Annotated in this window: 7 protein-coding genes; 2 read left to right on the top strand and 5 right to left on the bottom strand. The window is 63.6% G+C overall.

The annotated features are described in order from the left end of the window. Positions 1-23: 23 nt before the first annotated feature. Positions 24-1,559 (bottom strand): peptide MFS transporter, encoded by a 1,536-nt coding sequence (locus tag SOY78_RS05495; protein WP_269600675.1) that lies wholly within the window; start codon positions 1,557-1,559, stop codon positions 24-26. 100 nt (positions 1,560-1,659) lie between these two features. On the opposite strand from SOY78_RS05495, the gene SOY78_RS05490 reads away from it, so the two are divergent. Together SOY78_RS05490 and SOY78_RS05485 are read left to right on the top strand one after the other, a co-directional pair. Further along, entirely contained in the window at positions 1,660-2,181 is a 522-nt protein-coding gene (locus SOY78_RS05490; RefSeq protein ID WP_073116589.1) for an adenine phosphoribosyltransferase, read from the top strand. Between the two features lie 309 nt (positions 2,182-2,490). After that, positions 2,491-2,694 carry a hypothetical protein gene (locus SOY78_RS05485; protein WP_324701903.1) on the top strand — a complete coding sequence of 68 codons (204 nt, stop codon included), beginning with the start codon at positions 2,491-2,493 and terminating at the stop codon, positions 2,692-2,694. Positions 2,695-2,736: 42 nt separating this feature from the next. Here SOY78_RS05485 and SOY78_RS05480 read toward each other — a convergent pair whose 3' ends face one another. Genes SOY78_RS05480 through SOY78_RS05465 form a run of 4 tightly spaced genes read right to left on the bottom strand, consistent with a single transcriptional unit; the run spans position 2,737 to position 13,845 of the window. Further along, the gene (locus SOY78_RS05480; protein WP_324701902.1) at positions 2,737-5,361 is read right to left on the bottom strand and encodes a TrlF family AAA-like ATPase; all 2,625 of its coding nucleotides are present in this window, start codon (positions 5,359-5,361) and stop codon (positions 2,737-2,739) included. A gap of 28 nt (positions 5,362-5,389) precedes the next feature. After that, entirely contained in the window at positions 5,390-9,088 is a 3,699-nt protein-coding gene (locus SOY78_RS05475) for a DNA-binding protein (RefSeq protein ID WP_269600369.1), read from the bottom strand. Continuing rightward, positions 9,081-11,876: a DEAD/DEAH box helicase family protein gene (locus SOY78_RS05470; RefSeq protein WP_269600367.1), complete on the bottom strand. Its 2,796-nt coding sequence runs from the start codon at positions 11,874-11,876 to the stop codon at positions 9,081-9,083. Before SOY78_RS05470 ends, SOY78_RS05475 begins: the two co-directional genes overlap by 8 nt. Continuing rightward, positions 11,860-13,845, bottom strand: a complete 1,986-nt coding sequence (locus SOY78_RS05465; RefSeq protein WP_324701901.1) for a site-specific DNA-methyltransferase — start codon at positions 13,843-13,845, stop codon at positions 11,860-11,862. The genes SOY78_RS05470 and SOY78_RS05465 overlap by 17 nt, the downstream gene beginning before the upstream one ends. Positions 13,846-13,860: the final 15 nt, after the last annotated feature.

Raw genomic sequence — 13,860 nt, 5'->3', positions numbered from 1 at the left:
CGTGATTCGCGCCACTGGCGCGCTCAGAGCACGCCGCGCATGCCGCGACGCACCGGCTTGGCGATGGCCAGCACGAGCAGGCCCACGCCCAGGGTGACCGCGCCGATCACGCCGAAGTAGCCCACCTCGTTCTGTTCCGAGTAGGAGCCGGCCAGGGAGCCCGCCAGGGCCGTGCCCAGGGCGACGGACAGGTTGTACAGCGACACCATCATCACCGGGAAGCTGCGCGGGGCGACCTTGGTGGCCAGGGAGAGGCCCACCGGGGAGACGAGAAGCTCGCCCATGGTGCAGACGAAGAGGATCAGCGTCAGCCACAGCAGCGGCACGGCGACGACGTCGGCCACCGGGATGAACAGCAGGAAGGCGATGCCGATCAGGACGATGCCGATGCCGAACTTCACCGGCGTGGCGGGCTGGCGGGCGCCCAGCTTGGTCCACAGCGCGGCGAACACCGGGGCGAACACGATGATGAAGATCGGGTTGATGGAGTTGACCCACTCCATGGGCATGAGCCAGCCGAACAGGTTCCGGTCGAGGCGGTGCTCGGAGTACAGCGCGATCACGGTGAACTGCTGCTGGAAGAGGGCGAAGAACACGGACGTGCCGATGAACAGCGGGATGAACGCCTTCACGCGCGAGCGCTCCTCCTCCGAGACCTTCGTCGAGGTCAGCAGGACCGCGAAGATCGCGATGGCCGCGACGGCGGCGAGCACGACGACGGCGTCGGAGAGGTTGTCCAGGGTGATGACGTCCGTGAGGAACAGGGCCACGACGACGGCGACCATGCCCAGGCCGATCAGGCCCCAGCGGCCGTACTGCGACCGCGGCAGCGGATCCGGGACCCGGTGCACGGTGCTCGGCAGGTTCTTGCGGGTCAGGGCGTACTGCGCCAGGCCGATGGCCATGCCGGCGGCGGCGAGGCCGAAGCCCACGTGGAAGCCCATCGTGTCGCGCGCCAGGCCGGTGAGCAGCGGGCCGAAGAGGGCGCCGATGTTCACGCCCATGTAGAAGATGGAGAAGCCGGCGTCGCGCTTGGGGTCCTCGCGGGAGTACAGGGAGCCGACGAGGTTCGTGGCGTTGGCCTTGAGGCCGCCCGAACCGACGGCGACGAGCACGAGGCCGAGGGTCAGGCCCGGGACCCCCGGGACGAGGGCCAGCGCGATGTGGCCCAACATGATCCCGACGGCACTGAAGAACATGGTGCGCTCGGAACCGAGCAGGCGGTCGGCGACCCAGCCGCCGAGGATGCAGAACACGTACACCATGCCGCCGTAGGCGCCGACGATGCCCGTGGCCACGGCCGGGTCGATCCCGAGGCCGCCCTCGGCGGCGGTCCAGGACATGTAGTACACGAGCATGGCCTGCATGCCGTAGAAGGAGAAGCGCTCCCACAGCTCCACGGAGAACAGGTTCGCCAGCGGGCCGGGCTGGCCGAGGAACGGGCGGCCGCGCCAGTCGGGGGTGGCGTCGTCGGGACGGGTGGCCGTCGACGCCGCCACGCGGGCGGACGGCTCGACGTCGGGCACGCGGCCCGCGAGAGGATTCTGGGGATTTTCCACCGATCTACTGTCCTCCCCTGAGGGAGCCAGAGCAAACTCCCCGCCCGATGACGCCGATCACATCCGCGGCCCGGGCGGCGTCCGTCCTAGAGTGGAGGCCGTGTCCGTCACCTCCGAGATCGCCCGTGCCCGCTCGCTCATCCGTGTGGTCCCCGACCATCCCAGCCCGGGCGTGGCCTTCCAGGACATCACGCCCCTGCTCGCCGACGCCCGCGCCCTGAGGGCGTGTGTTGAGGCCCTGGTGGCGCCGTTCGAGGGGCGGTTCGACCTCGTGGCCGGCCTCGAGGCCCGCGGGTTCCTGCTCGCCGGGGCGGCCGCCGTCCTGACCGGCACCGGCCTCGTGCCGCTGCGCAAGGCCGGGCGCCTCCCCGCTCCCGCGGCCCGCGCGGACTACACGCTGGAGTACGGGACCGCGAGCATCGAGGTCTCCGAGGACCTGCGGGCCGGGTCACGGGTGCTCCTGCTCGACGACGTCCTCGCCACGGGCGGCACCCTCGCCGCCGGCCGGCGGCTCATCGAGGCGCGGAGCGCGGAGGTGGTGGGCCCGGCCTGCCTGCTGGAGCTCACGGCCCTCGGCGGCCGGGCCGTCGTGCCGGACACGCACGTGCTGTTCGCGGCCTGAACCGCCCCGCCCGACCGACGGAGAGTGGCGGACCAAGCTGCCCCGCCCCCGGGCACGACGAAGCCGGAGCCCTGCGTTGCAGGACTCCGGCTTCGTCGACGTGGTCGGGCTGCTGCGAAACTACTGCCAACAAGGGCGGAAACCCGCGAAACTAACCGATCTCCTGGCCACGGCACCCGAGTCGACACGAGAGGTCAACGACCGCCCGCTCCCCCCCAGCACAATGCGCTGCGTCGCTCGGTTGTCGAGCTCCTGATCGAGGACTACGAGGCCGGCGCTTCGACGCACGAGCTCGCGAAGCGGTACAACGTGCGCCGCAAGACCGTCCGCGACACACTCCGCCGCGCGGGGTTCGACCCCGCTGACAAGGGGAAACGTGCAGCCTTCAGCGACGAACAGAAGGCCGAGGCGAGGCGTCTGTTTGCCGGCGGTTCGACCCGTCGCGAGCTGATGGAGATGTATGGGGTAAGCGAGTCGACGATCCGGCGGATACTGCGGACGCACGCACCGTAACAACAGATGTCTGGACGGCGCTGCCTTGAACCGGAATAGCAGTTAGAACCCGTAAAGATGCTGTCGAGCGTTGAATGCTGCAGGCCCTCCCTCGAGCACGTTCTCAACGTGTGAGCGAATGGCTACATCGTCCAGGGATCCGATCCCGTCCGCTGCAGCTCGGCCGTTCTGGCCATCTCCTTCGAGAGCCACGATCAACTCAGCGTCACCGAGCACTGGAACGTTCGCGTTGTGAGTACTCGCGATGATCTGACGCTTACCCTTAAGGCTCCGAAGGTTGGTGACGATGCCGTCATAAACAAATCGGTTGTCGAGATCATCCTCAGGTTGGTCGATCACGAGCGGAGCATTCGATGCGCCGAGCAAGAGAAGAAGCAGTGCGGTCGCACGCTGGCCTTTCGACAGATCGTCCATCTTCTTGAACTCGCGTGTTCCGGTTCCTGCCTGCACGTCCAGCTGCACCTCCACAGCTCGCCCCACCGACTGCTCTTCGAGGTGGCGGAAAAGGGGCTCGCCGGCTTCGACCAGAGATCGCGCCTGCGCGCCAGTGATCGAGAACTGCGCGCTCAGCTCCGGCTCTCCGGCCCGCGCCGCTTCCACGAAAGCTCGCGTTGAGAAGTTGTCCTGGTCGATAGCCGCCATGATGCGATTGCGCTGGCCGGAGATGGACTGCTCAATCAGCGACTTGATGTGCTTCCGATCCGACGCGGGGACGGGTTTCACGATCACGACTCCGCCGGTCGCGGCGTTCGCGGCACGGATCGCCTCGGTCAGTTCTCGTGCCCGGTCGTTCTCGTGGCCTGCGAGCGCCTGCAGCAGGGTGTCCCGCTCGGTTTGCAGGGCCCGAAGGCTTGTTGCGATACCGGCGCGTCGAGACTCCTTAGCCTTCAACGTCTCCAGCGCTCTGGTCGTGTCGAGGTACTTGTTGGGCTCCAGCCCTTCCTCCACGAGCTTGCGCAGCACCTCATCGTGTTCGTCACGCTGCTCACGAACTGCGTCTGACCACTCGCTCTTCGCTGTCTCGATCTCCAAGGATGCCGCGTCGAGCGCTGTGCGGGCCTCAGTCGCAAGCGCCGTCAGCGTGGCGGCCAACGCCGTCGATGCAGCCTGCGCGCGCTTGAGATACTCAGATCTCGGTGAGTCATGGATGTTCTCAAATGCCGCCTCCAGCTTGGTGATCAGCTGCGGGTCAGTGAGCGCTGTTAGCGACTCCTGAGCAGTGGTCACGCGCGCCGTTGCTTCGGTGAACACCGCTTCATCTTGGGTGAGTCGCGTGACCTCCTTGAGCCGAGTCGGCACATCCGTGTCGGTGTAGTGCCGCACCTGTTCCTCAAGCCGCGGGATATCCGCAAGCTCATCTTCGAGCTGGGATCGCCCTTCCTCCGCACGAATCAGCTTCTCTCGATTCAGCTTGAGCTTCTCCAAGGTGTCGATGTGCTCGACTGTCAGTTCGCCGCTCCCTTGGAACCGCTGCAGCATGCTCGCGACCTTCGAGCTGTCATTCGTCAGCTCGGCGAGCTCGTGCTGCCCGAAGATCTCCACGTTCGCGATGACATCGACTGGCCGCAGGTTGGTGGCAGTACCGCTCTCGTCTTTCACGACCGGAAGGTTGTTGACGGAGCGTTCGATGGTGAATGTTCGCACGGACGGCGAGGCGGTCTCGACAAGTAGCTTCACAACGGTGCCCGACTTGAGTACGCCGCTCACGATGTCGTCATGGTCTCGTTTCGCCTCTGCGCCAATCGGGGTGAGCCCCAGCACGAATCGGAGGCTCTCAATGGCGGTCGATTTCCCAGTTCCTCGTCCACCAATGAGTGTCGTGAGATCGGTCGAGAGCGGGATCGTTACGCCATCCAGGAAGCCGCCGACCCACGAGATCTCCTTCAGGGTGGGGCGCGCCTCGATCGCGGGATCTTCCAGCGAGACTCGGGTCTCAGGAGTTCGGACGGCGAGCTTAAGGCTGTCTACGGAGAGGCGGCTGACCTTGAACCAGCAGCTCGCGCCCTCGTTCTGGAGGGCGGAGGGCTTCGTCACATCGTCAGCATGGATCGCGGCAAGCGGATGAGCCCTGTCGTAGGGCTTGGTGCCGTTGAGGATCGCAGCCTGATCTGTACCATCGGCTTGGCTCGGCGTGATGCCGAGTGCATGAAGTTCCGGGTGCTTGATCTTCGTGACGAGCGGCTGTCCGGCTCGGCCGGTCAGAAGGCCACTGTTCGGGACATTCACGTGGGCAGGAATCACGAGCGCACCCTGCGCGGTCATTTTCTCGAGGATGTCGGTGAACGACGCACCAGTTGTCCCGTTGGCGCAGCCCGGTGCAACACCGCACATCCCGATCGCGGCGTTGATCGCCGCAGCGCTGGTACCCGCTTCGAAGATCACCAGGATATGGATGCCCTCATCGGAGTTCGCCTCGAAGCCAGGAAGGGCAACGATGCCCCGATCGGCTGCGTCGCGGATGAGCTGGAGCGCGGAGTCGACCTTCCAGTGATCAGTGACCGCGAACAACTCAGTGCCCTGCACTTCGCACTCGTCGAGCAGGGCCTTGTTGTAGTCAGCCTCGGTGTTGTATGTGGCCGACGGTGCGTTCTTCCCCTGGTACTCGTAAGGGTTCACCTGGAGAGCGGCCCGCACCCATCGTGCCCCATGTGTTGTCTTCTCGCTCATCTCTGTCCTCGCTGCCTGCAAATGCAGATCACTTGTGCTTCCTGTTCACCTTGATAGGCGACACACTCGTGTCATACGAGCTGACGGTTCCGTGACTCTTCAAGCATTCAAGGAGAGCTCGGTCTGCGGGCGTGTTTGCGACATGCAGGGAGGTACGTCCCACAGTGGTCAGGCTTGAATACTCCCCGCTCAAAGCCTGTAAGATCGCGAAGAGGTCTGCGCGGGCAAGGTCGCCAAGGTGTGGCTCGAGAAGGGGCACTACGTACTGCGCAGAAGCACCACCCTGCGCCATCTTCTGCACGACAACAGACGGGATGGTGCGCCGATACTGCACAGCGAGGCGCGCCAGCTCATTCAACCCTCGTTGTCCAGCGACCTCGGCGTATGGGGCCGATTGCTCGACGACCACCCGCTTGATCGCGTCCTCGATGTCATTGTCGGCGAGGAGCACCGCCAGATCCGGCTGCACCAGCTCTGGCGTCATGTAGCTTGCGAACTTCTCCGACTCGCGGATGAACGCCCTTCGCGTTGGCCAATTTGTTGTTGATAGGTGCTCATACGACTCCGCGTCGTCCGAAATGATGTCGTGCTTGAGGAGTAGCGCGAACAAGTCGCCCGACTCGGCAGCAATCTCCCCAACATCGAGGTAGCTACTCAGCTCCAAGCTCGCAACAAGGCCCGCGCGCAGCGTTGCGGCTGGCAGTTGCTCCCGCGCCGCAAGAATCGTGGTCGCCAACGTGGTCTTCTCATCCTCTTCGGCCGACTCAGCCTCGGTGAGCGCGCCTGCTTCCGCCAGCAGCGGAGCGATGTGGACATCGAATCCAAGCGCAGCAACGTATCGGCTGACGTTGTTGAACGTTGCAGGGAATCGCTGATGCATAGCCAACGCCGGCCACGCCCCCTCAGAGATAGCGCCTAGATCTACAACCTGGCATACCGGCGCAGAGCGCTCAACCACGTCGGCCAAGCGAGGCGTTCCTTGCTCGAGTAGCTCCTCGAGCACTGCGATGAACTGCTCACCTGCATCGACCGTCGCGGAAGAGCCTTCGACCGCGCCCAGATAGGCATCTACATGTTGAAGGACATAGCCATAGACCGTCTTGTTCGCCGCTCGAATGACATCGAGGGCGACCGTCTCGTCATTGCCAATAGCGAGGGTCAGGTTCTCATGCGTGATGTCGTACAAACTGCGCGAGACGAACGACGGACGGGCACTTGCCGAGAGCGGCGTCAGGCTAGGCAATGTGATGCTCGCCTCGGCGAAGAGCGCTCCAACTTGCTCTGCCTGGGCGGACGTCCAGTCGTTGGTGAGGACGGAGAACTCCGCGTAGTGCGTCCGCAGGTAGTCGACGACCCGTGCGTCCGTGCGCTGCGCTGACGATGACAGATTCGCCAGTGCAACGTCCACCAGTTCTAGCTGCGAAGCTTCGTCCAGCTCCGCTTGGTTCACGAGGTAGATAAGTGTTCTTGGCGACATCGTCACAAACCGCTGGACGAGTTGTGCGCGCTGCTCACCGGCTGTCAGGTACGCCTGCAGGAACTGCGTCTGGCTCTCTCCCAGGCCAACCAGCGAGCGAATCATGATGTCGGCTGCATCAACGTCGGTTACAAGGAGACGGTCGAGGATCGCGATGTTGTAGAGCGCGGGCTCTTTCAGTGCGCTCTTGCCACGCTCCCGGACGACGGCATCGACGTCCCTCGGGCCAAGTTCAAAGTGCGCATCCATCAGGTCTCGCTCGACATGGTGGATGATGAAGTTTGTCGCCGATGGACTTACGCGGTCGCCGTGAAACGTCGAGGTATATAGCGTGAAGTTGCGGTTGATGTGTCCGGCCCGAACTAGCTGGTAGGCCAAGCCAGGCTTGAGCAGTGCCTTGGCGACGTACTCAAGCGACTGTTTCGTCTCCTTGTAGGTCGCAGGCGTACCTTCGCTCGCAGACGTGTCGAGTTCCTTAAACATGACAAGAAACTCTGGGCGCTTGATCAGATCACCCATGTCCGCACCGCGCAGGAAGTTGATCGCGTCTGTCCTTTCCTGGATCTGCTCCATCAAGGCTTCGTGATCGGCACCATCCCAACTGTCGGCGTCGAGTGGATCGCCGAGGACAGCCGAGAGGCTGGATCGAGAGAACGTGAGCTGATGCCCGGATGACATTTGCTGACGCAGTTCCGGATCCCCGTCGGCAGCGACGAACGATGCCCAGAAGTCCACTGAGCGCAGGTCGGTATCGGACTTTGCGGCGCCATCGACCGACGACGACACTCCGTTCCGTCGTCGTGTTCCGAGCATCGCCGCCGAAGTCGCGGTTCGTTCAAGGTGCGCAATCAAAGAAGCACCAAGGCGATCGCTACGCGCTTCCGCAATGTTCTTCCGGGCAAGCCTCTGACTAAACCCACGACGCTCGCCCTCGATCCGCTTGATGTTATTGGCTACCAGCTCGCGACTGACCTTGTAGAGAGTGTCCAGATTGCTCTTGCCGAGCCGGATCGTCTCGAAGTCCGTGAGGTGCGTGCTCTTGTAGAGCATCATCGCGAACAGGTCGGTCTCGCTCAGGTCGAGTTGCTCACCGTCACCTGAGAAAATTCGATCGCGGAAGATGATGAACTCGTTGCGGACGTTCTTCAGTAGCCGCATGTCAGGGACGTACTGCGCGGCCAGATCGAGCAGTTCCGGCGCCACCTTGTGCTCGATCTTGCCCAGTAACTGGGTCGCCAGGTTCCGGGCACTGCGATGCGTAATGAACGGAACTACGGGAATCACGAGATCGAAGAACTTGGTGCGGTTCGCACGCACCGCCTCGGCTTGCGCCGGATCGTCGATTGCTAGCACGCCCGTCTCGAGCTTGCGGCCTTCCGCTTCCAGCCCGATTCGGTCGAAAATACTGTCCTTGATCGCGTAGATGAAGCGGATCGGCTTCTCGATCTGAGGCGAAGCGTTGAGCAAAGTATTAAGCGCGCGCAGCGTCTCGAAGATGTGTGAGTCGTTGAACCGGTCAATGTCCTCGAAGATCACGACGTCACGATCCGACACGTCGAAGAAGTAGACGATCTCGTCGAGGTACTGGTCGAAGTATGAGACGGAGTTGTCGTCAAGCGTGACGGTCGCGGCGCCGGCAGACAGCTGCTTAATGCGGATCTTCCCGTAGAACAGCCAGCGCACCAGAATCACCGCAGTTGTTGCCACGCCCCAGACGATCAGGTGCGTCCAGACGTCGAGATCGTTCAGCGCCGTGAAAGTGCGGGCGATCTGCGCAGTCCAGCCAGTCAGCAAGAAAATGACGGCAACGGCCAGACCGATCAGTGCAGCCGTGCCGAACTCTCTCCACCACCGGAAGCGCTCGATTCGACGAAATCTGGACGCAGGCGTCTTGCTCGGATCCTCCCGGTAAAGCAGCTGCTTGACGATCTCCTGCTGAATACGGTTCGTCGGAGTCGTGGCCTGCAGCGGCACCGACTCGTCTAACCTGGACGCTTCAATCGGGGCAAGGGTCGACAGCGAAAGCTCGACAACGCGGCCGTCAAGTCGCTTCCCGAGCTCGCGCAAGATGCTGCTCTTGCCAACGCCGTAGTTTCCGGACAGCGCGATGTTACGGATCTCATCGTCCTCAAGCGCAACCTCAAGTGCCGAGACGTAGCCACTGTGCTCAGCTGCCAGATACTCAGGGGTGAGCGGCACAAGGTTCCAGACCGCGCTGGGAGCAGGTGCGTTCGGGTCCTCTTTACTCATCAACCCCTCCGTTGACACCAGACGCTCCACCGATCATCAAGCCAGCTTTGTCGGTCGTGTAGTTGTAATCGACCGGCCCAATCGGTGCAGCATCGAAGTGGTGCTCGGCAAAGCGGATGCGCATGGCCTCGTCCCAGTCGAGGTCGTCGAGATTGCGGGTGTCCTTAGTCTCGCGGATGAGGTAGAGCCGCTGCGTGCCGTTCTCGTCGTAGACGATGGCCCAGTCCGGCGAGTACTCCCCCACAGGCGTGCGCACGCGGAAGCGGCGCGGCAGCTTGGTGAAGAGCTTGACGTGCTCGCGGTTGTTCTCGAGCTGTGCGGCGAAGGCACGCTCGACGTGACTGTCGTAGTCGACGTGGTCGTAGAGGTTCACGCCGCCCTCAGGCGCGGCGATGACGCCGTTCTTCGGATCGGGGTTGCCCGGCAGAGGCTGCGGCGGGTTCTTGGATTCGACTTCGAGGAAGACGACCTCGGCATCCCACCAGTCCGTCTCGTCGATGGGTTCGTAGCTGATACCGCGCACCATCTGTTCGATGGTCTCGATACGGATGGCGTTCGCCACGATGCGTGCCCAGCGGTCAGGATCATCGAGGACGTGCCGGGCGTAGTCGCGGTCGGGATAGTTCAGGATCTCGCGCACGATCCCAGCCAGGGTCGGGCGGGTGAGCTGGAGCGGGAACTTGCCGTACTGCAACTGATCCTCGATGAGCTGCACGACGTCGGGCAGCCGCTGGCCTGCAGCAACGATGCGCTCGCCGCGCGACTCTGCCACTGCAGAATCCGCAGTGACGACATGCCCCTCGTCGTCGTAGACGAGATCAGCGGACTGCACGACGTTGGCGCGGCGCTCGATGAACTCGAGGTCGGCCAGGTGTTCCGATGCTGCGACCACGATGCGGAGTGCGTCCGGATCGACGGTGACGCGGTAGCGCGCCTTGTAGCGAATACGCTTCCACAGTTCAGCGAACTCGGGGCTCTCGAACAGGGCAGGGCGCCTGCGGACGACGACCTCATTGTCGGCGTTGTCGACCTCGGGGCCGGCCTCGCCGGAGCCACCACCAGAGGCGATGTATTCGGCATTCAAGCCGTCGCGGAACTCCGTGAAGGACTCGTCGACGATGAGCGTCAGCCTGTTGATCGCCGGGTCCATCACGCGGTGACCGTTCTGGTCCACCGGCAGACGCAGGCCACGGCCGATCTGCTGTCGACGCTCCAGCTCGGAGCGCGTGTGACGCAGGAACCCGACCTGGAAGACGTTCGGGTTATCCCAGCCCTCCTTGAGCGCAGAGTGGGAGAAGATGAACGCGCGCGGGTTGGCGCGGTCGAGAATGAGCTCCTTGTTCGCGATGATCTCCTGGTACGCCCGCGCCTCCAGCTCGGCGTCCGATGCACGCCCCGATGTGTCCTTCAGGATGCCCGTTTTGGTAGACGGGAAGTAGGCGACCCGCAGCTCGGCAGGGTCAGGCATCTCGCTCTCGGAATTGCCTGCCCGGAGCCACTCCTCACGGAACAGCTCGTCGAACATCGCAGGCAGCACCGCCTCGTCACCGGCGTAGTCAGCCACACGTTCTACGAAGAACAGCGACAGCACCTTGACGCCACGGTTCATCGGATCGATCTGCCCCTGACGGGCCAGGTGCGTTCGAATGGTGTGGCGAATCTGGTCACGCCAGACAGCCTCAGCGTCCACGCCGGTCTCGGTGCCGGCCTGCACGACGAGCTTGTTCTCGAAGATCACGCGGTCGGGCTTGCGCTCGATGCTGTCGACAACCAGGCCGCGGTACTGCGGCAGGTTACCGGACTCCTCGAACAGGTCGGTGCCGTTCTGCAGCACCACCGGCACACGCTTGCCGCCGGCTTTGTCGATGACGGCCTCGGCCATCAGCCGTTTACGGACGCTCCGAAGCTTGTCGAGACGGACGTAGGGCTTGCCGTCCTGGCCCGCGACGATGCCTTTGACTGACACCCGCTTGACCAGACCAGCCTCGGCAGCCTGCTTCGGGCCAAGCCTGTGCACGAGGTTGAACGGCTCCTTGTGCGTTGCGCTGTAGCGCAGCCCCACCAGGGGGTTCAGTGTCGCGATGGCCTGCCGGCGTAGCGGCGTCGCCATGTTCTGCGGCTCATCAATCAGGACAATCGGACGAGCCTTCGCGATCTGCTGCACACCGCTAAGCGAGTCACCCCAAAGCTGGGGCTGCTCCGCACTGGCGTAGAGCGTGTTCGTGTCCGGCTTGTCGAGCGCCTGCACGCTGGCAACCAGGAACTGCACCGTGCCCGACGGCTCGGTGAAGTCGTTCAGCGCCGAGTTCTCGCCCAGCACACCCCACTTGTACGGGACGCCGGGATACTTCAGCCGGAAGTGCTCCTCGGTCTGTTCGAACGTCTTGACCACGCCTGCACGAATCGCGATCGAGTGGACGAGGATGACGAACTTACGCAGCCCATGCAGCTCCGCTAACCTCAGCGCCGTCGAGATATACACGTAGGTCTTGCCGGTACCCGTCTCCATCTCGACGGAGAAGTTCGGGAACTCCCGCTCTGCGCCTTCGAGATCTGTCTCGGCAAGCAGCTCCAGCTGGACCTGCGGTTCAACAGCCTCACGAGCGGTGATCCTCGTCAGGTTGTCGGTAAGGACGGAGCGTTCCAGCGTGAAGCCCGCGTGCCCATCCGCGCCCGGCGCCTGCCCAGCAAGCGCATCGCGCGGCGGCACCAGGGCACCCTCAAACAGGTCGACCACCGCGGAAACAGCGGCTGACTGATGTGGCTGATCATCAAAGCGAAACTTCACGAGGCACCCGCTCCAGAAGAATCAGCTTTGACTGCAACCGCGGCGCCAACGTCAGCGTCACCGAGTCCTCGACCTGATCACCACGAAGGATCAGGGTGTCGTCATCACTCAAGGTAAGCGCATCGGCCGCCGCCAGCGAGAACGCATCTAGCGAGATCAGGAGACGACCCGACGTGCTCTCGCTCTCGCTCTCGGCGGGAGCGAACTCGTAGACCATCACGCCGTCCACCTCATGCGTCGTCACGCGCGCATCGAGCCTCGTCCCCGTGGCCTTGAGCGCCACCTCCCATGCCACGTCGAGCGGGCTTGCTCCATCAACCACGGGAGAACCCGCCGTGTGGTCGAGCACCTGCGTCAGGTAGCTCTGCCCGGTCATCTCCGGAAGCGCGAACAGCGGCTTCTCGATGACGAGGTTGGTCGGACGGGTGCGGAAAATCCGGAAGCCGAGCTGTGGAGCGTCGAGCGTGTCCTCCTGCAGGGACGCCGCCGCGCGGCGCAGTCGCTCCGCCGTCACCTCGAAGATCGTCTCGTACCCAGCCGCGAGCGCGTTCTTGCCCGATTCCTCAGACGCCCCCGGCTTCTCCGGCACCTGCACCAGAATCCAGCGCCGCGTCTTACCGTCCTTCGGATTCTGCTCCCACACCGCCTGGCCGGTAGAGCCAGAGCCCGCGAAGAAGTCGAGAATCAGGTCGCCGTCGTCGGTGATGGCGTGAAAGAGACGGGCAAGCACGTCGGTACTCTTCGGATCGTCGAAGACCTTGGCACCCATGAGCTTGTTGAGCGCGCCAGAGGCCGCGCGACGGTCTCGGTAGAAGACAGATGCAGGCGCCCACTCCTCGTGCTCAGTCAGGTAGCGCTTGACCTGAATGCGCTTGTCTTTCGAATCCGGGTAGAGCAGACGACCATCGGCGTCGAGACGCTCCATGGCTGCGAACTCGTAACGCCATCCGTTCTTCGGTACCGCATACCCCTTCCATTCAAAGGTGAGATTCGGACGAGGGTTCGGGCTGGCGATATCCCCGGGGAAGAACACGCCCCGTTGATCGATTGTGTTGTAGTGCGCGTGCGCTTTCGAGGGGTCTTCTTCTGCGAGCGACTTGTACCAGGCGCGGAGGCCTACGGTCATGGCCTCGTAGTTATCTCCGTGCTCGGTTCGCAGCTCTGCAACCTTCGCGTAGATCGGCTCTAGGCCTTCCTTACGCTCACGCCAGCCGATATCGTTCGCCTTGAGGAATGAGCGGTCTCGCGCGTACACCAGGATGTAGTCCTGGCCTCCGCCAGTCAGCTTCGCGTCACCCTTTCGTGCTCCGCGCCAAGTCATCATGTCGACGAAGTTCTCGGCTCCGAACACCGCATCGAGCAGCAGGCGCAGATGATGCACCTCGTTGTTGTCGATGGAAACGAGGATCACGCCGTCGCGGCGCAGCAGGTGACGTGCCAGCGCCAGACGCGGGAACATCATGGTCAGCCATGGCGCGTGCTTGCGCCCTCCGGTCTCGATCCGGCTGATCGTGGCGTTGCCCTGCTCGTCGACTTGGCCGGTCTCCTCGAGGTACTGCCGCTCGGGCACCGCGAAGTCGTCGTTGTAGGTGAAGGTGTCGCCCGTGTTGTAGGGCGGGTCGATGTAGATCAGCTTGACGGCCCGCGAGTAGCCGTTCTTCAGGAGCTTGAGCACCTGCAGGTTGTCGCCCTCGATCAGGACATCACGAGCATCCGGCCAGCCCAGGGAAGCGTCCTCGTCGGGCACAAGCGTTGCTGTAGTGGGGACACGCGCGTCCTGGCGTGCTCGCTCGATCCCGGGCCAGGTGAAGGAGAAGGCAGGCTTGTCCTCGCCGTCAAGGCCAAGCGCCCCGAGCAACGCATTACGATCAAGTTCCCCATCGAGGAAGGCGCTGAGCACCAGGTCGCGGAGCTGGGCGAGCAACTCTTCGTGAGCGTCCCGGGTCTCGTCCGGCACCGACGGGGTCATCGGGCGACCTCCTGG

The sequence above is a fragment of the Micrococcus sp. HOU01 genome (assembly GCF_035609305.1).
GTDB lineage: Bacteria > Actinomycetota > Actinomycetes > Actinomycetales > Micrococcaceae > Micrococcus > Micrococcus luteus.
The sequence above is the reverse complement of the archived record's forward strand: the minus strand, read 5'-3'. Positions and strand labels throughout refer to the sequence as shown.